The organism is Microbacterium sp. VKM Ac-2923, assembly GCF_022815605.1.
Lineage (GTDB): Bacteria > Actinomycetota > Actinomycetes > Actinomycetales > Microbacteriaceae > Microbacterium.
In genome coordinates, this window is the sequence record NZ_JALGRP010000002.1 from 104681 (window position 1) to 124480 (window position 19800).

Annotated in this window: 17 protein-coding genes and 1 tRNA gene; 4 read left to right on the forward strand and 14 right to left on the reverse strand. The window is 69.2% G+C overall.

The features are described 5' to 3' along the window. Positions 1 to 520: 520 nt before the first annotated feature. The 9 genes from serA to MT347_RS03690 all read right to left on the reverse strand — a co-directional run bounded on the left by serA (position 521) and on the right by MT347_RS03690 (position 11127). Positions 521 to 2125: a phosphoglycerate dehydrogenase gene (gene serA, locus MT347_RS03650; RefSeq protein ID WP_243498183.1), complete on the reverse strand. Its 1605-nt coding sequence runs from the start codon at positions 2123 to 2125 to the stop codon at positions 521 to 523. A gap of 259 nt (positions 2126 to 2384) precedes the next feature. Continuing rightward, positions 2385 to 2723, reverse strand: a complete 339-nt coding sequence (locus MT347_RS03655; RefSeq protein ID WP_243498185.1) for a bacitracin resistance protein — start codon at positions 2721 to 2723, stop codon at positions 2385 to 2387. Next, complete coding sequence (locus MT347_RS03660; protein ID WP_243498187.1) at positions 2720 to 3295, reverse strand: DNA polymerase III subunit gamma/tau; 576 nt, start codon at positions 3293 to 3295, stop codon at positions 2720 to 2722. The genes MT347_RS03655 and MT347_RS03660 overlap by 4 nt, the downstream gene beginning before the upstream one ends. A 194-nt stretch (positions 3296 to 3489) precedes the next feature. After that, positions 3490 to 4515, reverse strand: coding sequence for a ketol-acid reductoisomerase (gene ilvC, locus MT347_RS03665; RefSeq protein WP_243498189.1), 1026 nt, complete (start codon positions 4513 to 4515; stop codon positions 3490 to 3492). A gap of 156 nt (positions 4516 to 4671) precedes the next feature. After that, complete coding sequence (gene ilvN / locus MT347_RS03670) at positions 4672 to 5181, reverse strand: acetolactate synthase small subunit (RefSeq protein ID WP_243498191.1); 510 nt, start codon at positions 5179 to 5181, stop codon at positions 4672 to 4674. 1 nt (position 5182) lies between these two features. Beyond that, entirely contained in the window at positions 5183 to 6991 is a 1809-nt protein-coding gene (locus tag MT347_RS03675) for an acetolactate synthase large subunit (protein WP_243498193.1), read from the reverse strand. 44 nt (positions 6992 to 7035) lie between these two features. Next, positions 7036 to 8754: a dihydroxy-acid dehydratase gene (gene ilvD, locus MT347_RS03680; RefSeq protein ID WP_243498195.1), complete on the reverse strand. Its 1719-nt coding sequence runs from the start codon at positions 8752 to 8754 to the stop codon at positions 7036 to 7038. Positions 8755 to 8875: 121 nt separating this feature from the next. Next, positions 8876 to 9655: a trehalose-phosphatase gene (gene otsB / locus MT347_RS03685; protein ID WP_243498197.1), complete on the reverse strand. Its 780-nt coding sequence runs from the start codon at positions 9653 to 9655 to the stop codon at positions 8876 to 8878. Next, positions 9652 to 11127, reverse strand: a complete 1476-nt coding sequence (locus MT347_RS03690) for a trehalose-6-phosphate synthase (RefSeq protein ID WP_243498199.1) — start codon at positions 11125 to 11127, stop codon at positions 9652 to 9654. Before MT347_RS03690 ends, otsB begins: the two co-directional genes overlap by 4 nt. 214 nt (positions 11128 to 11341) lie before the next feature. On the opposite strand from MT347_RS03690, the gene MT347_RS03695 reads away from it, so the two are divergent. Next, on the forward strand, positions 11342 to 11596 hold the full coding sequence (locus MT347_RS03695; RefSeq protein ID WP_243498201.1) for a hypothetical protein: 255 nt from the start codon (positions 11342 to 11344) through the stop codon (positions 11594 to 11596). Positions 11597 to 11771: 175 nt separating this feature from the next. Here the strand turns inward: MT347_RS03695 and MT347_RS03700 are convergent, their stop codons facing one another. The 3 genes from MT347_RS03700 to MT347_RS03710 form a co-directional block, all read right to left on the reverse strand. Next, positions 11772 to 12959 carry an acetyl-CoA C-acetyltransferase gene (locus MT347_RS03700; RefSeq protein WP_243498203.1) on the reverse strand — a complete coding sequence of 396 codons (1188 nt, stop codon included), beginning with the start codon at positions 12957 to 12959 and terminating at the stop codon, positions 11772 to 11774. Next, positions 12956 to 13612, reverse strand: coding sequence for a CoA transferase subunit B (locus tag MT347_RS03705; protein ID WP_243498205.1), 657 nt, complete (start codon positions 13610 to 13612; stop codon positions 12956 to 12958). The genes MT347_RS03700 and MT347_RS03705 overlap by 4 nt, the downstream gene beginning before the upstream one ends. 72 nt (positions 13613 to 13684) lie before the next feature. Beyond that, on the reverse strand, positions 13685 to 14455 hold the full coding sequence (locus tag MT347_RS03710; protein ID WP_243498206.1) for a CoA transferase subunit A: 771 nt from the start codon (positions 14453 to 14455) through the stop codon (positions 13685 to 13687). A gap of 100 nt (positions 14456 to 14555) precedes the next feature. Here MT347_RS03710 and MT347_RS03715 point away from each other — a divergent pair, with 100 nt between their 5' ends. The 3 genes from MT347_RS03715 to MT347_RS03725 are packed head-to-tail and all read left to right on the forward strand — an operon-like array spanning position 14556 to position 17105. Continuing rightward, positions 14556 to 15359, forward strand: coding sequence for an IclR family transcriptional regulator (locus MT347_RS03715; protein ID WP_243498208.1), 804 nt, complete (start codon positions 14556 to 14558; stop codon positions 15357 to 15359). A 49-nt stretch (positions 15360 to 15408) separates the two neighbouring features. Then, positions 15409 to 15879 carry a MarR family winged helix-turn-helix transcriptional regulator gene (locus MT347_RS03720; RefSeq protein ID WP_243498210.1) on the forward strand — a complete coding sequence of 157 codons (471 nt, stop codon included), beginning with the start codon at positions 15409 to 15411 and terminating at the stop codon, positions 15877 to 15879. Further along, positions 15876 to 17105 carry an MFS transporter gene (locus tag MT347_RS03725; protein WP_243498212.1) on the forward strand — a complete coding sequence of 410 codons (1230 nt, stop codon included), beginning with the start codon at positions 15876 to 15878 and terminating at the stop codon, positions 17103 to 17105. Before MT347_RS03720 ends, MT347_RS03725 begins: the two co-directional genes overlap by 4 nt. 112 nt (positions 17106 to 17217) lie before the next feature. On the opposite strand, the gene MT347_RS03730 is transcribed toward MT347_RS03725, so the two are convergent. Next, the gene (locus tag MT347_RS03730; RefSeq protein ID WP_243498214.1) at positions 17218 to 18966 is read right to left on the reverse strand and encodes a DUF4082 domain-containing protein; all 1749 of its coding nucleotides are present in this window, start codon (positions 18964 to 18966) and stop codon (positions 17218 to 17220) included. 741 nt (positions 18967 to 19707) lie between these two features. Continuing rightward, positions 19708 to 19783, reverse strand: a tRNA-Lys gene (locus MT347_RS03735). Between the last annotated feature and the right edge of the window lie 17 nt (positions 19784 to 19800).

Here is a 19800-nt window from a genome sequence, read left to right on the forward strand (position 1 = left end):
ACGAACAGTATTGCTGAGGGGCGGGAGCGCCCCACTGGGCCGAGGCCGTGGACGCCGGTACCAGCGAAGCCGCCACGATGGACGCGACGACAAGGCCGGCCCGCAACCGCCGGCGCAGGCGGCAGGGGATGTGCGAGATGGTTCGACCACCGGGGACGCTAATTCACGATAAGAATTTTGACGCTTCATGGAGGCAGGCTGGCAGTTGCTGACGTGTCCCCCGTTCGGTGGACAATCGCCGCATCCCGCAGAAAATCAGGGTAGACAGAGGTGATCTCCGCGAAGGTTCTGCAAAACCTCACCTGACGAATCGCCCTGCCAGGAAGTTAGGGTCCTCCTACGGCTACCCAGCGCAACCAAACAGCACGTCGATCCCCGCGCGGACGTTGCGCAGTACTACGGAAACCAGCCCCTTCTTGGAAGGCCGCTTCTGCGGGGGCACGTGACACGCCGCACACGCGTGACGGATGTGTCGAGAGGGGGCCGCCGCAGCGACCCCCTCCCCCACGACCTTCGGTCGTCAGTCCTCGATGATGTCGATCTGTCGGAACAGGTCGGCGCCGACGGCCTCGCGCATGGCGCCGAGGATGTCGTCGGGCACCGGCGAGTCCACCGTGAGCACGGAGAGCGCACGGCCCGTGGCATCCGGAGCCGCCACCTGGAGACCTGCGATGTTGATGCCCGCCTCGCCCAGCTTCTGGCCGTAGATGGCGACGATGCCGGGGCGGTCGGCGTAGCGCATGACGAGGTGGTGCTTCTCGATGGGCACCTCGATGTCGTAGCCGTTGATCGAGACGACCTTGGGTACCATGCGGGTCCCGGCGAGCGTACCGGCGACCGTCAGCGTGGAGCCGTCGGCCAGGGTGCCCCGCAGGATCGTGATGTTGCGGTACAGCGGGCTCTCGGCCTCCACGACCAGGCGCGCCTCGACGCCGCGCTGCTCGGCGAACAGCGGGGCATTCACGTACGACACGCTCTCGCTGACGATGCGGCTGAAGTAGCCCTTGAGCGCCGCGAGCCGGTAGACGCTGACGTCGTACTGCGCGAGCTCGCCGCGCACCTCGATGTCGAGGCTCGTGAGCGCGCTGTCGGCAAGGCCGCTGAAGAACTGACCGAGCATCTCGACAAGGGCGATACCGGGACGCACGAACGGATCGATCGCGCCTCCGGCGACATTCACGGCATCCGGAACGAGGTCGCCCTCGAGAGCGAGCTTGACCGAGCGGGCGACCGAGACGCCGGCCTTCTCTTGCGCCTCTTCGGTGCTGGCGCCGAGGTGGGGGGTGACGACGACGTTCGGCAGATCGAGCAGCCGGCGCGCGGGGCCGTCCTCGGCGGGCGGCTCCGTGGAGAACACGTCGAGACCCGCCCCGGCGATCTCACCGGTGGTCAGCGCCTCGAAGAGCGCGTTCTCGTCGATGAGTCCGCCGCGCGCGACGTTGATGACGTACGCGGTCTTCTTCATGCGACGAAGCTGCTCGGTGCCGATCATGCCCGTGGTCTCGGGCGTCTTCGGCATGTGGATGGTCACGAAGTCGCTCTGCTCGAGCAGCTCGTCGAGCGAGACGAGCTGCACGCCGAGCTGCTGCGCACGGGCGGCCGTGACGTAGGGGTCGTAGGCGATGACACGCATGTCGAACGCCTGCAGGCGGGCGGCGATGAGCGCGCCGATGCGGCCGAGACCGATGATGCCGATCGTCTTCTCGAACAGCTCGGTGCCCGTGAACGAGCTGCGCTTCCACAGGCCCTGTGCGAGCGAGGCATGGGCGGCCGGGATGCGACGCGCGAGGCTGAGCACGTGACCCACGGTGAGCTCGGCGGCCGAGATGATGTTCGAGGTCGGCGCGTTGACGACCATGACGCCGGCAGCGGTGGCCGACTTGATGTCGACGTTGTCGAGTCCGACGCCGGCGCGTGCCACGACCTTGAGCGACGGCGCGGCCGCGAGGGCCTCCGCGTCGATCTGGGTGGCCGAGCGCACGAGCACCGCGTGCGCGTCGGCCAGGGCCGAGAGCAGCGCGGGGCGGTCGGTCCCGTCGACGTTGCGCACGTCGAAGTCGGGGCCGAGCGCGTCGATCGTGGCGGGAGAGAGTTCTTCGGCGATGAGCACGACGGGCTTCGTCACGGATGCGTCCTTCGAAACGGTGCTGGGGACTGGCGCGCACCGCCGCGCATCACCGGCGCGAGCCGGGCGCGCGGCCCGTGCGGGCCGTCTGCCAGCCTAGCGCGGAGGCGACGACCCCTCCGACCGCGTGTCGGCCGGCGACGGATGCCCTGCCCCGGCGCCGCCGGGCGCGCAGCGACAGAGCATCTCACTGGCATCTCGTCGGCAGCCTGCAACCGACTCGTCAGCGAGATGCCGTCTCGCGCCGCGGGAGGCGCGCTCAGCCCCCGTACAACCCGTACGACGTCGTGCCGTAGCCCACGATGGCGAGCCAGAATGCGGCTGACAGGGTCAGACCGGCGAGCAGCACGATGGCGAACTCCCCCACACGGCGCCGCCCGCCGATCGCGAAAGCGACTCCGAACGCGACGAGTGGGAACACGATCGGAAGGATGTAGACGAACCAGCCCAGGCCGTTGAGGCCGAGCGGCCCGTTGACCTGCTGGATCAGCAGCGCAACGGAACTCCACACGACGTAGGCGTAGAACAGCCCGAAGATCCCGGCGATCGTGACGACCAGCCAGGTGGGGAGGAGGCGCGTGCGTGCGACGTCGCTCATGCGAACGCTCCCAACGACAGGAAGGGCCAGGGAACGAGCAGCACGATCCCGAGGATCAACAGCAGGAACCGCTGCCAGGTTCGCCAGCTGCGCGTGAGCACGAGCACGGCGACGAACCACGCGATCGGCGCAAGAGTTGCGCCGACGGTGAGCGCGATGACGGTCACCGACGGGATGGGCAGTCCCAGTCCGCCGAGACGGAGTCCGGCGATCAGCCAGCCGATCGCGAAGAGCAGACAGGTCGCCGCGACCATGCCGATGCCCACGAGACCGACGTTGCCGAGGGGCGCCGCGTGTCCGGCCTCCTTCTCGTCGACGGCGGGCTCGATGTCGGATTCCGGATGCCGATGCCCCGGTGACTCTTCCGAAGCGCGCGGTCGATTCGGCTCGGGCGCAGACTGCAGGAGTTCAGGCTCCGCCGCCGCCGGGGTATGGACGCGCCCCGGTAGCGGGTCGGCGACCTCCGATGCCGAGGCACCGGCGCGGCCGGGAACGTGCTTCTCGCCGACGTCGAGCGTCGGATCGTCGTCGCCGCCCCACGAAAGGGCGTCGTCATCGCGCGGAGTGCTCACGCGTCCACGCTAGCGGCGCTCCCCCGCGGCCGACGCGCGCCCCGCCGAGCGGGTATACGCCCGGAATCCGATCGCGACGCGACCGGCGGGAACCGTGAACGCCCCGCGACCCCAGGAATCCCCCGACGCCGTTCACCCCCGTGAACCACGAACGCCCCGCGGCCGGAGCCACGGGGCGTTCGTGAGGAGAGGACTCAGCGCGCGGCCGAACCCTCGACGTAGTCGCTGTCCTGCTGCTTCCACGCGAACAGACCGCGCAGTTCCTTGCCGGTCGCCTCGATGGGGTGACCCTGCTCCTTCTCGCGGAGCTCGAGGAACTCGGTGGCGCCGTTGTCCTGGTCGTCGATGAAACGCTTCGCGAACGCGCCCGACTGGATGTCGGCGAGGACGGCCTGCATGCTCGTCTTGACCTCGGGCGAGATGACGCGGGGACCCGAGACGTAGTCGCCGTACTCGGCCGTGTCGGAGATCGACCAGCGCTGCTTGGCGATGCCGCCCTCCCACATGAGGTCGACGATGAGCTTGAGCTCGTGCAGAACCTCGAAGTAGGCGATCTGCGGCTGGTAGCCGGCCTCGACGAGCGTCTCGAAGCCGTACTGCACCAGGTGGCTCATGCCACCGCAGAGCACGGCCTGCTCGCCGAACAGGTCGGTCTCGGTCTCTTCGGTGAAGGTCGTCTTGATGACGCCGGCGCGGGTGCCACCGATGGCCTTCGCGTACGAGAGGGCGGTGTCCCAGGCCGTGCCCGAGGCGTCGCTCTCGACGGCGATGATGTCGGGGATGCCGCGGCCGGCGACGTACTCGCGACGCACGGTGTGGCCGGGGGCCTTGGGGGCGACGAGGATGATGTCGACGCCCTCGGGGGCGTCGATGTAGCCGAAGCGGATGTTGAAGCCGTGCGCGAACGCCAGCGTCTTGCCCTCGGTGAGCTTGTCCTTGATGGAGTCGGCGAAGATCGAGCGCTGGTGCTGGTCGGGCGCGAGGATCATGATGAGGTCGGCCCACTCGGCGGCGTCGGCGACGTTTCGAACCTCGAAACCGTCTTCCTGCGCCTTGGCGGCCGACTTGGAGCCGTCCTTGAGCGCGATGACGACCTCGACGCCGGAATCGCGGAGGTTCTGCGCGTGGGCGTGGCCCTGCGAGCCGTAGCCGACGATCGCGACCTTCTTGCTCTGGATGATCGAGAGGTCGGCGTCGTCGTCGTAGAAGATCTCTGCCATGGGGATGTTCTCCTTGGATTCAGGTCCCTGAACGTGTCGAAGGGACCGGGGGTGTGTGGACGAGTGGAGTTCGGGGCGTCGGACCCTTCGACAGGCTCAGGGACCGACGTGGTTCACGGTGTCGGCCCCGTCGACAGGCTCGGGGACCGACGTGGCTCAGCCGCGGAGGACGCGCTCGGTGATGCTCTTGCCGCCCCGGCCGACGGCGAGAAGGCCCGACTGCGCGAGTTCTTTCACGCCGAAGGGCTCGATGGCCTTGAGGAACGCATCGACCTTGCCCTTGTCGCCGGTGATCTCGATGACCATGGCGTCACTGGCGTAGTCCACGACCGAGGCGCGGAACAGGTTGACCACCTCGACCACGTTGGAGCGGGTGGCGTTGTCGGCGCGCACCTTGACCAGCACGTGCTCGCGCTGCACGGATGCCGCGGGGTCGAGCTCGACGATCTTGATGACGTTGATCAGCTTGTTCAGCTGCTTGGTCACCTGCTCGAGCGGCAGCCCCTCGACATCGACGACGACCGTGATGCGCGAGAGCCCGGGCACCTCGGTGGGACCCACGGCGAGGGATTCGATGTTGAAGCCGCGCCGCGCGAAGAGACCGGCGACGCGGGTCAGCAGACCAGGTTTGTCCTCCACCAGGAGGCTCAGCACATGCCTCGACATCTCAGTCCTCCTGCTCGTCGAACGTCGGCGAGTGATCGCGCGCGTACTGGACGTAGCTGTTGCTGACGCCCTGCGGGACCATCGGCCACACCATCGCGTCGGCGCTCACGACGAAGTCGATCACGACCGGGCGGTCGTTGGTGTCGAGGGCCAGCTGGATCGCGGCGTCGATCTCGTCTTCCTTCTCGACGCGGATGCCGAGGCATCCGTAGGCGTCGGCGAGCTTGACGAAGTCGGGGATGCGACGCGTGCCGTGACCCGTGTTCAGGTCGGTGTTCGAGTGGCGTCCGTCGAAGAACAGCGTCTGCCACTGACGCACCATGCCGAGCGAGGAGTTGTTGATGATGGCGACCTTGATGGGGATGTCGTTGATGACGCAGGTCGCGAGCTCCTGGTTGGTCATCTGGAAGCAGCCGTCGCCGTCGATCGCCCATACCGCGCGCTCGGGCTGGGCCACCTTGGCGCCCATCGCCGCGGGCACCGCGTAGCCCATGGTGCCGGCGCCGCCGGAGTTGAGCCACGCGTTGGGGCGCTCGTACTTGATGAACTGCGCCGCCCACATCTGGTGCTGGCCGACGCCCGAGGCGTACACGCCCTCCGGGCCGGTCATCTCGCCGATGCGCTGGATGACCTGCTGGGGCGAGAGCTGCCCGTCGGTCGTGGGCGCGTAGCCGAGGGGGAACTCCTCGCGCAGGCCGTTGAGGTAGGTCCACCACTCCGAGTAGTCGTGCGGGTGCTCGGTGTCTGCCGCGCGGAAGGCGGCATCGAGGTCGATGAGCACCTCGCGCAGATCGCCCACGATCGGAACGTCCGCGACGCGGATCTTGGAGATCTCGGCGGGGTCGATGTCAACGTGCACCACCTGCGCGTGCGGCGCGAAGAGCGCCGCCTTGCCGGTCACGCGGTCATCGAAGCGGGCGCCGAGCGAGACGATGAGGTCGCTCTCCTGCAGGGCGAGCACCGCGGGCACGGTGCCGTGCATGCCGGGCATGCCGAGGTGCTGCTCGTGCGAGTCGGGGAACGCACCACGCGCCATGAGCGTGGTCACGACGGGCGCACCGGTCGCCTCGGCGAGCACCTTCAGCTCGGCCGACGCGTTGGAGCGGATCGCGCCGCCGCCCACGTAGAGCACGGGCTTCTTCGACGTCGCCAGCAGCTGAGCTGCTGCCTGGATCTGCTTACCGTGCGCCTTGGTCACCGGGCGGTAGCCGGGTAGGTCGATCTTCGGCGGCCAGATGAAGGGCGCCTCGGCCTGCTGCGCGTCTTTGGTGATGTCGACCAGAACGGGGCCGGGGCGGCCGGTCGAGGCGATCTCGAACGCCGCGGCGATCGCGCCGGGGATCTCCTCCGCCGACTTCACCAGGAACGAGTGCTTGGTGATCGGCATCGTGATGCCCACGATGTCGGCCTCCTGGAAGGCGTCCGTCCCCATCAGGGTCGAGAATACCTGACCCGTGATGCACACCAGCGGCACCGAGTCCATGTAGGCGTCGGCGATCGCCGTGACGAGGTTGGTCGCACCGGGACCCGACGTCGCGATGGCGACACCGACCCTGCCCGAGGCCGCGGCGTAGCCCTCGGCCGCGTGGCCGGCGCCCTGCTCGTGGCGCACCAGGATGTGACGGACGTTCTCGTCGTCCATGAGCGGGTCGTAGACGGGCATGATCGCACCGCCGGGCAGACCGAACACGTCGGTCACACCGAGCAGATCGAGCGAGCGGACCACGGCCTGCGCGCCCGTCATGACGGGCGCCGGTGCGGTGCGAGCGGGCGGCCGGGGAATGGCCGCGGTGGGGGAATCGATGGACATGGGAGTACCTCGAGAACCAGGAGAGGGTGAGAAGGGGACGGCCGTCAACCCGTGACCGCGCCCTCCGCGGCGGAGTGCACGAGCTTGGAGTACTTGGCCAGAACGCCACGGGTATAGCGCGGGGGAAGCGGTTCCCAGCCGTTGCGGCGGGAACTCAGCTCGGCGTCATCGACGATCAAGTCGAGAGTGCGAGCGGCGATATCGACCCGTATCAGATCACCATCGCGCACGAAGGCGATAGGACCTGCGTCCACCGCTTCGGGAGCTATGTGGCCGATGCAGAGGCCGGTTGTGCCGCCTGAGAATCGACCGTCCGTCAAGAGTAGTACATCTTTTCCGAGACCCGCGCCCTTGATGGCCGCGGTGATGGCGAGCATCTCACGCATACCGGGACCGCCCTTGGGGCCCTCGTACCGGATGACCACCACGTCGCCCGCGGCGATCCGGCCCGCTTCGAGGGCGTCCATCGCCGCGCGCTCGCGCTCGAACACCCGCGCCGGGCCCTCGAAGACGTTGCCGTCGAAGCCCGCAGACTTCACGACCGCGCCCTCGGGCGCCATCGAGCCGTGCAGGATCGTGATGCCGCCGGTCGCGTGGATCGGGTTGTCGAACGAGTGGATGACCTTGCCGTCGACGGGGTCGGGGCTGAGATCGGCGAGGTTCTCGGCGAGCGTCTTGCCCGTCACCGTGAGGGCGTCGCCGTGCAGCAGGCCCTCGTCGAGCATCGCCTTCATGATGACGGGGATGCCGCCGTGACGGTCGACATCGTTCATGACGTACTGACCGAACGGCTTCATGTCGGCCACGTGCGGCGTCTTGTCGCCGATGCGGTTGAAGTCGTGCAGGTTCAGCTCGACCTCGGCCTCGTTCGCGATGGCCAGCAGGTGGAGCACGACGTTGGTCGAGCCGCCCAGGGCCATGGCCAGGGCGATGGCGTTCTCGAAGGCCTCTTTGGTGAGGATGTCGCGCGTAGTGATGCCCTGGCGCAGCAGATTGACCACGGCCTCGCCCGAGCGGTGCGCGAAGTAGTCGCGGCGGCGGTCGGCCGACGGCGGGGCTGCCGACCCGGGGAGGCTCAGACCCAGCGCCTCGGCGACGGATGCCATGGTGTTCGCGGTGTACATACCGCCACAGGCACCCTCACCCGGAGCGAAGGAGCACTCGATGCGCTTGAGGTCGGCCTCGCTCATGCGGCCCGCGAGGCACGCTCCGACTCCCTCGAAGGAGTCGATGATCGTGATCTCTTTCTCGGTGCCGTCGGAGAGCTTGACCCAGCCGGGGGCGATGGAGCCCGCATAGAGGAAGACGCTCGAGAGGTCGAGGCGAGCCGAGGCCATGAGCATGCCGGGGATCGACTTGTCGCAGCCGGCCAGCAGGACCGAGCCGTCGAGGCGCTCGGCCATCATGACGGTCTCGACGCTGTCGGCGATGACCTCGCGCGACACGAGCGAGAAGTGCATGCCCTCGTGACCCATCGAGATGCCGTCGGAGACGGAGATGGTGCCGAACTGCAGCGGGTACCCGCCGCCGGCGTGCACGCCCTCTTTGGCGCCCTGCGCCAAGCGGTCGAGGCTCAGGTTGCAGGGGGTGATCTCGTTCCAGCTCGACGCGATGCCGATCTGGGGCTTGTCCCAGTCGTCATCGCCCATGCCGACGCCGCGGAGCATGCCTCGCGAGGTCGTGGCTTCGATGCCATCGGTGATGACGCGACTGCGGGGCTTGATGTCGAACTCGCCGGTGTTCGGATTGTGCGGTGCGGGCATCCTCGAAGTCTATTGCGCACGCGCGACCCGCCGATGCGCCACGGACGATGAACGACGGATTAATCCGAGTGTGCAGGACGGTCGACGGGCGAGCGCCGCGGGACGGCGAACGCTCCGGGCGTCACCCGCTGTGCGCGCGGCGGAGTCGCGCGACGGCCTCCAGTACGGCGACGAACGCGTCGATGTCGTCGACCCGCAGGCTGGCCGCCGTCTCACCCCCGCCGACGCGGACGCCGAGGTCTTCCGCTCCGAGCGAGCGCAGCGCGTCCTCATCGGTCACGTCGTCGCCGGCGAAGAGCACAGCTGACGCCCCCACGCGGTCGCGGAGCCGCGCGATCGCGGAGTCCTTGCCCTCGTGACGGAACGCGAACTCGAGGATGTCGTGACCCGTCCGCCGACGCCAGGTCGGCGCCGCGCCCGCCACCAGCCCATCGACGAGCTCGCGCACCGCGCGGGCGGTCTCGGCATCCGCGGTGCGCGTGTGGACTCCGAGCCCGTACTCCTTCGGCTCGATCCACACGCCGCCCATCCCGCTCGTGCGGGCCGTCACTTCCTGCTGCAGGCGGTCGCGAAGCGCGAGGTCGGCGGTGTCGTCGGGCGTCGACTCGACGCCGGCGCCGGGAACCCAGAACTGCGCGCCGTGCGAGCCGGCGAGCCACACCGGCGAATCGTCGGTGTGCTCGGCGATCTCGCGAAGGTGACCGAGCGAACGCCCCGAGACCAGCGCCACGACGGTTCGCGGCAGCGCCGAGAGCTCGTCGATGACGGCGCGGGCAGCCGGGGTCATGCGCGCCGACATCGGCTGGTCGACCAGCGGCGAAAGCGTGCCGTCGAAGTCGAGGGCGACCAGCAGGGTGTCGGTGGTGGCCGCAGCCTCCACGGCGGCGTCGGCGGCGGTCATCCGGCATCCCTCTCGTCGTCGGCATCGGCGTCGGGGTCGACGGCCTCGACCTCGGCGGCACCCGCGGTCGACGGGCGGTCGTGGAACGCCGACAAGGCTTCGAGGAAGCCGCGCGACCAGTCCTCGACGTCGTGTTCGCGCACGCGCCTGCGCAGAGTGCGCATGCGACGGCCCTGCTCGGCCGCGGGCATGTCGATGGCGCGGATGACGGCATCCTTCAGCCCGTCGATGTCGTGAGGGTTGATGAGCAACGCGCTGCCCATCTCGTCGGCGGCCCCGGCGAACTCGCTGAGCACGAGCACTCCGCGATTGTCGATGCGGCTCGCGACGTACTCCTTGGCGACGAGGTTCATGCCGTCGCGCAGCGCGGTCACGAGCATGACGTCGGCGGCGAGGAAGAGCGCCACCATTTCTTCGCGGGGATAGGACTGATGCAGGTAGCGGATCGCGGTGTGGGTCGTGGAGTCGTAATCGCCGTTGATGCGCCCGACCGTCATCTCGATCTCATCGCGCAGCTGCATGTACGCGTCGACACGCTCGCGGCTGGGACTCGCGACCTGCACGAGGGTGGCGTCCTCGACGCTCGCGCGGCCGTCCTCGAGCACTTCCCCCCACGCCTTCAGGCGGTGTCGGATGCCCTTGGTGTAGTCGAGCCGGTCGACGCCGAGCAGGATCTTGCGGGGGTTTCCGAGACCCTCGCGGATCTCTTTCGCCCGCTGCTGGATCTCGGGGCGCTGGGCCATCTCGATGTACGACTCCGCGTCGATCGAGATGGGGAACGCCTTCGCGAGTGCGACGCGGGTGCCGCCGTCGCCGTCGGGGACGAGGATGCCGCTGGCCTTCGTCTCGTACCGCAGCTGCCGTCGCACGGCGCGGGCGAAGTTGCCGGCATCCGCCACCCGCTGGAAGCCGATGACATCCGCGCCGAGCAGCCCCTCGAGCACCTGCTTTCGCCACGGCAACTGCGAGTACAGGCCGTACGCGGGGAACGGGATGTGGTGGAAGTACCCGATCGTGAGGTCGGGACGCTGCTCGCGGAGCAGCTTCGGAACGAGCTGCAGTTGGTAGTCCTGCACCCAGACGATCCCGCCCTCGGCGGCGACCTCCGCGGCTGCGTCGGCGAACCGCTTGTTGACCTTGACGTAGGCGTCCCACCACGCGCGCTTGTAGGTCGGCGGGGAGATGACGTCGTGGTACAGCGGCCAGATCGTGTCGTTCGAGAAGCCCTCGTAGTAGAGCTGCACGTCGGCGGACGACAGCGTGACGGGCACGAGGTGCGTCCCGTCGAACTCGAAGGGGTCGACGTCCACGTCCGCTTGGCCGGCCCACCCCACCCACGCGCCCTCGGCGCGGCGCATGACGGGCTCGAGAGCGGTCACGAGGCCCCCGGGCGAACGCCGCCACCCCTCTCCGTCCGGGGTGCGGTCGACGGGCAGTCGGTTCGCGACGACGACGAAATCGGCCTGGGTCACAGGTCCTCCTCGGGGATCTTCCTCAGGCTAACAGCGGGCCTCCCGACCACACGGGGGGTAGACGCCGAGCGCTCCCGGCACCAGGGCGGTAAACGCCAGTCCTTTCGAGACAGGGCGCGTTGCGGCGTGTCTCGGCAGGGATCGCGTTTATCGGCGGGGGTGGGGCGCCTGTCAAGGCGCGGCATCCGGGACTCGGCCTCGGTAAGTTGGGCGCATGCGCCAGTACATCTTCGGAACGGGTCTCCTCAGCGCCATCACCGGCGGCGTCACGCTTCTTCGGGCGCTGCGAAACGATGAGCCCTTCATGTGGCGCACCGCGCTCGCGTGGCTCAGCTGGGGCATCACCCTGGCTCTCGCCGTCGGTGCGGTCGTCGACACACGTCGCGCCCGCCGCGGCAACGTGATCTCCGGCGACTCCCCCGTGTCGAAGAAGCAGCAGAAGCTGCTGAAGAAGCGTCTCGCGCGCTGATCCGTCGCGACGATCGGATGCCACGGCCTCGGGGCCGTGCAAAACGTTCGTCCGCGTGCGGGCCGAGGGCGCGGAGACCACGGGGACTCCGCGAGAGCACCCGGCGCGGTCCGGCCGGAACCGGCGATCTCGACGCGATCGGGTGATCTCGTCGCCCGGTGGTGCGGCGCGTGTCTCAGCGGGTGAGGATGAGCGCGTCGCCCTGACCGCCGCCGCCGCACAGGGCGACTGCGGCAGTGCCGCTCCCCCGTCGCACGAGCTCGTGGACGGCGTGGACGACGAGGCGGTTGCCCGAGGCACCGATGGGGTGCCCGATCGCGATCCCTCCGCCGTGCGGGTTGACGACGTCGTCGGAGAGTCCGAGTTCAGTCTGGGAGCGGGCGACCACCGCGCCGAACGCCTCGTTGATCTCGACGAGGTCGAGGTCGGAGGCCGAGAGCCCCTGCTTCTGCAGCGCCTGGGCGATCGCGCGGGCGGGCTGGTCGTGCAGCGAGTTGTCCGGGCCGGCGACCTGCCCTGCGGCACCCACGACGGCCAGGACGTCCCAGCCGTACTGCTCGGCGACCGCGCGGGTGGTCACGACCACCGCGGAGGCGCCGTCGGAGATCTGCGAGGCGTTGCCCGCCGTGATCGATCCGCCCTCCGCGAAGGCGGGGCGTAGCTTCGCCAGCGTCTCGACGGTGGTGTCGGCGCGGATCCCCTCGTCTGCGGTGACGACGACCGGGTCGCCTTTTCGCTGAGGGATGCCGACGGGCACGATCTCCGCGTCGAACAGACCAGCGTCGCGCGCCGCGGCCGCGCGCTGGTGGGATCGGGCGGCAACGGCATCCTGCTGCTCGCGTGTGACGCCGAATCGGGAGTTCGCCCGCTCCGTGGACGCCCCCATGCTCTCGCGGTCGTAGACATCGGTCAGACCGTCATACGCGAGATGGTCGAGCACCTCGACCGAGCCGTAGGCGTAGCCCCTGCGGGAATTCATCAGCAGGTGCGGGGCGCGGGTCATCGACTCCATCCCGCCGGCGATGACGACAGAGGCGTCGCCGACCCGGATCATGCGCGCCGCGTCGATGACGGCGGTGAGTCCCGACAAGCACACCTTGTTGACCGTCGCCGCGTGTACGTCCCAGCCGACCCCGGCCGCGATGGCCGCCTGTCGGGCCGCATTCTGACCCGCGCCCGCCTGCAGCACCTGCCCCATGAGCACGGCGTCGACGCGCGCAGCGGCTACGCCCGCCCGCTCGAGGGCACCGTCGATCGCGGCCCCACCGAGTTCGACGGCCGTCAGCCCCGCGAGCTGTCCGTTGAGCCGGCCCTGCGGGGTGCGTGCGGCGGCCACGATGACGATGTCGTTCTCGGTGTTCATGCGGTTTCGATCTCCTCGGTGAGTCTCACGGTCAGCGGGGGCTCGGTGGCATCCCGCACCTCCTCGACGCTCACCCCGGGGGCGAGCTCCACGAGCACGAGTCCATCCTGCGTCACATCGATGACGGCGAGGTCGGTGATGATGCGGTCCACGACGCCCCGGCCGGTGAGGGGCAGCGAGCACGTGTCGACGATCTTGGGGGAGCCGTCTTTGGCGACGTGCTCCATGAGGACGATCACGCGCGCCGCGCCGTGGACGAGGTCCATCGCCCCGCCGGGGCCCTTGACCATCTTCCCGGGGATCATCCAGTTCGCCAGATCTCCGGATGCCGACACCTGCATCGCCCCGAGGATGGCGGCGTCGATCTTCCCGCCGCGGATCATGCCGAAGCTCAGCGCCGAATCGAAGAAGGCGGCGCCGGGCAGGGTGGTCACCGTCTCTTTGCCGGCGTTGATGAGGTCGGCATCGACCGCCTCGTCCGCCGGGTAGGGGCCGACGCCGAGGATGCCGTTCTCGGAGTGCAGCACGACGGTCACCCCCTCGGGCACGTGATTGGGCACGAGGGTCGGCAGGCCGATGCCGAGATTGACGTACGCGCCGTCGGCGAGCTCGCGCGCCGCACGGGCGGCCATCTCGAGGCGGGAGAGGGGCATGTCAGATCTCCTTCGCGTTCATCGTCGTCCGGGTGCGAGGTCGTTGATCCCGCGGAAGGGACCGATATCCGCTCACCGCGCTCCCCCGCTCACCGTGCGCTTCTCGATGCGCTTCTCGACCTCGCCGACCTCGACGATGCGGTGGACGAAGACGCCGGGCAGGTGAACGGCATCCGGGTCGATCTCTCCGGGCTCGACGAGGTGCTCGACCTGCGCGATGCAGATGCGTCCCGCCATCGCGGCGAGGGGGTTGAAGCTGCGCGCGGCCTTGCGGAAGACGAGGTTGCCGTGGCGGTCGCCCTTCCACGCGTGCACGAGGGCGAAGTCGGTGGAGATCGCTTCCTCCAGCACGAAGTCGCGGGGCTCGCCCCGTACGTCGAAGCTCCGCACGTCTTTGGCGGGGGATGCCACGGCGATGCCGCCTTCCCCGTCGTAGCGGCGGGGAAGGCCGCCCTCCGCCACCTGCGTGCCGACGCCCGTCTGCGTGAAGAAGGCGGCGATGCCCGCGCCGCCCGCGCGCAGCTTCTCGGCGAGCGTGCCCTGGGGGGTCAGCTCGAGTTCGAGCTCGCCCGACAGGAACTGCCGCTCGAACTCCTTGTTCTCGCCGACGTACGACGACGTCATCTTGCGGATGCGGCCCGCCCCGAGCAGGATGCCGAGGCCCCAGTCGTCGACCCCGCAGTTGTTCGACACGACCGACAGATGGCGCGTCCCCTGCGCGAGGAGCGCCTCGATGAGGGCGATGGGGTTGCCGGAGAGACCGAATCCCCCGACGGCAAGAGACGCCCCGTCGGGGATGTCGGCGACGGCGTCGGCCGCCGACGGCCAGGTCTTGTCGATCACGCGCACTCCTTCGAACAGCGGTACTCCCATGTTGCGCCGCCTCCTGCGGCCGCACGTAGCCGCATCTTGCGATGTGGATGCCACGCCGCGTAGCGTCCACATGGTGGACACCCCATCCGGATCGCCCCCTCGAGCCGGGGTGCCCGGCGCTCAGGTCATCGCCCGCGCCGCGCACCTGCTACGCCTGGTGACCGCGGCGGGTGACGGCGGCGCGAGCGTCGGCGAGCTCGCGGACGATGCCGACCTGACCCGCCCGACGGCGCATCGCCTCCTCACCGCGCTGCGTGCGGAGGGACTGGTCGATCGTGACGACGCCTCCGGACGGTGGCTGCCGGGGCCGGAGCTGTATCTCATGGGGAGCGTCGCGGCATCCCGATTCGACATCACCGCCACCGCGCGCGACATCGTGCGCTCGCTGGCCGTTCGAACCGAGGAGAGCGCGTTCCTGTCGGTGCGGCGCGGCGACGAGACCGTCTGCCTCGTCCGCGAGGACGGGAGCTTCCCCATTCGCTCGTTCGTCCTGTCGGAGGGGGTGCGCTTCCCGCTCGGCGTCGCGTCGGCCGGACTGGCGATCCTCGCCTTCCTGCCGCCCCAGGATGTGGACGCCTATCTGGAACGGCATCCGGAGCTGGTGGAGCGGTGGGGGGCGTCGCACTCCCCCGCGCGCCTGCGCACGCGCATCGCCGATACGAAGGCCCGTGGCTACGCGGTCAATCCAGGGCTCATCGTCGAGGGAAGCTGGGGTCTGGGTGCGGCGGTGTTCACGCGCGCGGGCGATCCGCAGTGGGCGCTGAGTCTGACCGGAGTCGAGTTCCGGTTCGGCGGTGAGCGCCTCGCCGAGCTGGGGCGCGTCCTGTTGGCGCACGCGCATCAGCTGTCGACGCGGATCGCCGCGCGATCGTGACCTCCCGCGTTTAGATACCTTCGGTATATACCTGCGGTATGCTTTTCCCATGACCCGCGACGACGACCTGCAGACACTTCTACTCGCGGTGCACGCCCTCACGCGCATCGCGGCCATCGACACCCAGAACGACGCCCCGGCGGCGCAATGGCGCACGCTGACGCTCCTGCGCGACCACGGACCGCAGCGGCTCGGCGATCTCGCGACCCTGAGCCGGGTGACCCAGCCGGGTATGACGCGGCTGGTGCATCAGATGGATGCCGCGGGCCTCGTCGAGCGCGCCGCGCACCCGAGCGACTCGCGCGTCAGTGTGATCCGGGCGACGGATCAGGGTCTCGACGCCCTCGCGGGCTGGTTCGAGCAGTTCCGCGCCGCGCTCGCCCCGCACGTCGCAGACCTGTCGGAGTCGGAGTGGGAGGCGGTGAGCATGGCAGCTACCGCGCTGTCGTTGCGCGTCGGGCTCGTGCCCGTTGCCCCCGCCATCGGATCGACCGCGAACGACAAGGAGGTCGTCCGGTGAGCACGGCTACCGCAGCACCCCGCATCTGGCAGCAGCCCGCTCAAGTGTGGGCTGTCGCGTTCGCGTGCGTCGTGGCATTCATGGGCATCGGTCTGGTCGATCCGATCCTGCCCGCGATCGCCGATTCGCTCGAGGCGACACCGGTCGAGACCGAACTGCTCTTCACAAGCTACCTCGTCGTGACGGGCTTGGCGATGCTGGTGACGAGCTGGATCTCGAGCCGCATCGGCGCGAAGGCCACACTGCTGGTGGGCCTCGGCCTCATCGTCGTGTTCTCCCTCTTCTGCGCGCTCAGCGGCAGCGTCGACGCGATCATCGGCTTCCGCGCGGGCTGGGGTCTCGGCAACGCCCTCTTCATCTCGACCGCCCTCGCGACGATCGTGGGGGCGGCGTCGGGGGGAAGCTCCGCCGCGATCATCCTGTACGAAGCCGCGCTCGGCCTCGGCATCGCTGTGGGGCCGCTGCTGGGCGGCATCCTGGGTGAAGTGAGCTGGCGGGGCCCGTTCTTCGGCGTCGTCGTGCTCATGGCGATCGCGTTCGCGGCCGTGATGGTTCTTCTGCGCGGCCCCTCACCCGAGCGCACTCCCCTCGCCTTCAGCGCGCCGTTCCGCGCTCTCGGCCGCCCGGCGCTGGCGATCCTCGCCGCGACCGCGCTCTTCTACAACATCGGCTTCTTCACGTTGCTGGCGTTCTCGCCGTTCCCCCTCGGTTTCGGCGCAATGGGCATCGGCCTGACGTTCTTCGGCTGGGGACTGGGGCTGGCGATCACCAGCGTCTGGGTCGCTCCCCTGCTGCTGCGGCGCCTCCGGCTCACCACCGTGCTGCTCATCGCATTACCGCTCCTGGCCCTCGACCTCGTCGTCGCGGCGCTCGTCGTGTCGTCCGCGGCCGCCCTGGTCGCGTGCATCGTGGTGGGCGGACTCGTTCTCGGCGTCGTCAACACCGCGCTCACCGAAGCGGTGATGGAGGCGACCGACCTCCCCCGGTCGGTGGCATCCTCGGCGTACTCCGCCGTGCGTTTCCTCGGGGGTGCGGTCGCTCCCCCGCTCGCCGCGGTGCTGTGGCACACCTACAACGCCAGCGTGCCGTACCTGATGGCCGCGGCGGCCGTCGTGATCGCGACCGCCTGCATCCTGTTCGGGCGCCGGTTCCTCACGCACGTCGACGGCGCGCACGCAGATGCCGCAGACGTCGGAGCCGCGGTGCTGGTCGGCGACGCGGCCTGACCGCCGGCCCGCGGACGTCCTCCGGACGGCGTGACGCACGGGAGGCGCCGAGTACCGACACCCCGATCGAATTCGATCGGGTGCGGCACTCGGCGCCTCTCGCGTCAGCGGGTCAGCCCCAGATGGAGGCGAGACGCTCGGCCGTCGGCACGGGCGCCACCTCGTCGAGGTCGTCGAGGGTCATCGGCTCGAGCTTGCTGAATCCGCGGTCGCCCTTCGTGCTCTCGGATGCGCCGACCTCGGAGAACGAGTAGTAGGGCGAGACGCTGCCCGCGACCGAGGTGGTGTCCATGGCGAGGCCCGACCAGGTGCCGTGGAGCGAGTTCGCACCGATGACAGGCTGACCCCCCTCGTAGACCGGGTAGCGGAGCTGCCCCGTCTTGCCACCGACAACGAGCGTGTTGCGGAACTCGCCACCGCTGTTGTTGCCCGCGATGATGCCCTGATTCGTCGACTGGAACACCGCCGAATCCTCGATGACGACGTCGGTGATGGTCCCGTCGCCCGAGGTGGTGACGAACTGGATCGTGTCCGTGTGGGCGCTGGATCCGCGCGCTTTGTAGTGCGGTGCGGCGTACAGCCCCGAGAAGGTGAGCCCGGCGATGTCGTACCCGCCGGCGGACTTCACTTCCATCCGGTCGTACCCGGCCCCCTCCGCGGCTTCGGTACCGGCCACCACCTCGATGACCTGGGTGTCTCGAACACCCCCGGCGCCGTTCGCGGTGATCAGCAGCGTGCGCACGGTCGTGTAGCCGAAGCCGACGGCATCCACATTACGGAGCATCACGGAGGTGTCACCGAAATCGATGCCGACGATGGACACGCCGCGGAGGCCGACGAACGCAACGCCCTTGTCGCCGGCGGTCTTGACCGAGCCGACACCGTCGCACGGCGTCACAAGGATGCGTGAAGCACGGTTGGCATTACCGACGTCCTGGATGACGCCCTTCGCGCTGGACCCCGCGCCGTTGCCACCCGTGATGGTGCCCGGGGTGACGCAGACTGCCACGTTGTCGGAGGTCTTGGACTCCGTCGCGATGGCCGCGGAGATCGCGGCCCACGTCGGCTTCACCTCGACGACGCGCGCCTCTTCGATGCGCGGCGTGTTCTCGGGCCAGTGCGTGCCGTCGGGTCCGACGGTGCTGACAGGGCCGGCGGGGTCGGGCGCGGGCACACTCGGCTCGACGGGAGTCGGCGTGGGTTCGGGTGTGGTCGGCTCCGGATCCGTCGGCTCGATCGGCGGCGACTCGGGACCGGATTCGATGATGGGTTCGGCCGTGAAGGCGATGTCGACGAGGCCGCTTGCGGTCTGTCCGATGGTGGGGTACCCGGCCGAGGCCTTGTACACCCCGGCCTTCGCGGGCGTGACGATGCCGTTGGTCGTCTTCGCCTCGGCGAAGAAATTCTCGATGGCGGGCATGCGGCCGTCGTTGTCGAGCACGCTGACGGTGTACGTGACATCCGCCTCGAGGTCGAGCGCGACCGGCACCGTTCGCCAGCCGACCGCGGCCACCGGATTCACCGGGACCTGGGCGAGAAGAGCGCCGGTGGCCGACCAGACCGATGCGCTGACGACACCGGAGTTGGACGCGTTCTGATAGAAGCGCACCGCCGAGAGCGAGCCCGATTCGGCGGGCGAGAACGTGAAGCCGACTTCAAGGGGACCGGAGACCGGCATGGCGGGAACCTGCGGCCGGGCACTGTCGGGGAGGAGCCCGACGGGACCGGTGACGGCGGCGACGCTGGGCGTTGCGCTCCCGGCGACGAGGGCGGCGGCGACGGCGACGGTGGTGACCAGCAGGGTGCGTCGGTGGCGGGCGGACGGACGGGACGGAACACCGGAGGCGGCGTTGAGTTCCATGGGCGCATTGTGCTTTCGGCTCGTGCTCAGGGTGCGCATTGATTTTCGCTACGCCCCGCGGCGGGTGCAAATGTCAGGACCGCTGCGGTGCAGCAAAGCCGACCATATACCCCGCCCATTACGGGGTGATTAAAAATGGACCGCGCTCGCCCGCCATTTCATCTCTCCGCGGTTGACGCGTCACCGCTTCGACGGTGGCAGTGGGGCGGAGAATTCGGCGTCCCCGCGCAGGAAGCGAACAGTCGTCCGCGCGGCCGTCCCCCGATCCGTCGGGCCTGCATCCACACGAGGCGGGAAATTTCACGATTGACAGGGAGTCGCGAGGTGCAAGATGATATCGGTAACTTTGCCCAGGTCGCCGGATTCGTCATTTCCGCGCTCCCGCCACAAGTGCTCCCTCGGAAATGACGGCCGAACGCCCGATGAATAGACCGGGTATCTCACCGCACGGCCGACTCCGTCGCGCCGGAAGAATAACGGAATTCCTCGTCGATGACGGCTGTTCCGCCACCCGCGGCGGTCAGGGAGCTCCGGCGATGTCGGCCGCGCGGCGAACGAGCACGTCCCATAGCTGAGGGAATCGCGCGTTTCCGCCGTCTGTCGACCCGGAGGAGGGCGTCCCGGCATGCGGCGACCTGCGCCGGCTCGACGTGGCGACGAGAGTGCATCGGCAACTCGGAGCGCGTCGGCGGAACGACTCAGCCCCCTCCCGCACAAGAGTGAGGAAGGGGGCTGAGTGGGTGGTGCACCCCCTGGGACTTGAACCCAGAACCCACTGATTAAGAGTCAGTTGCTCTGCCGATTGAGCTAGAGGTGCGTTCCGTTCGGCCCGAA

Coding starts and splice junctions, on each gene's coding strand:
- MT347_RS03655 (WP_243498185.1), bottom strand. CDS start 2,723: ATGAGCGACGTCGCACGCACGCGCCTCCTCCCCACCTGGCTGGTCGTC.
- ilvC (WP_243498189.1), bottom strand. CDS start 4,515: ATGGCAGAGATCTTCTACGACGACGACGCCGACCTCTCGATCATCCAG.
- ilvN (WP_243498191.1), bottom strand. CDS start 5,181: ATGTCGAGGCATGTGCTGAGCCTCCTGGTGGAGGACAAACCTGGTCTG.
- MT347_RS03675 (WP_243498193.1), bottom strand. CDS start 6,991: ATGTCCATCGATTCCCCCACCGCGGCCATTCCCCGGCCGCCCGCTCGC.
- ilvD (WP_243498195.1), bottom strand. CDS start 8,754: ATGCCCGCACCGCACAATCCGAACACCGGCGAGTTCGACATCAAGCCC.
- otsB (WP_243498197.1), bottom strand. CDS start 9,655: ATGACCGCCGCCGACGCCGCCGTGGAGGCTGCGGCCACCACCGACACC.
- MT347_RS03695 (WP_243498201.1), top strand. CDS start 11,342: ATGCGCCAGTACATCTTCGGAACGGGTCTCCTCAGCGCCATCACCGGC.
- MT347_RS03700 (WP_243498203.1), bottom strand. CDS start 12,959: ATGAACACCGAGAACGACATCGTCATCGTGGCCGCCGCACGCACCCCG.
- MT347_RS03705 (WP_243498205.1), bottom strand. CDS start 13,612: ATGCCCCTCTCCCGCCTCGAGATGGCCGCCCGTGCGGCGCGCGAGCTC.
- MT347_RS03715 (WP_243498208.1), top strand. CDS start 14,556: ATGGTGGACACCCCATCCGGATCGCCCCCTCGAGCCGGGGTGCCCGGC.
- MT347_RS03720 (WP_243498210.1), top strand. CDS start 15,409: ATGACCCGCGACGACGACCTGCAGACACTTCTACTCGCGGTGCACGCC.
- MT347_RS03730 (WP_243498214.1), bottom strand. CDS start 18,966: ATGGAACTCAACGCCGCCTCCGGTGTTCCGTCCCGTCCGTCCGCCCGC.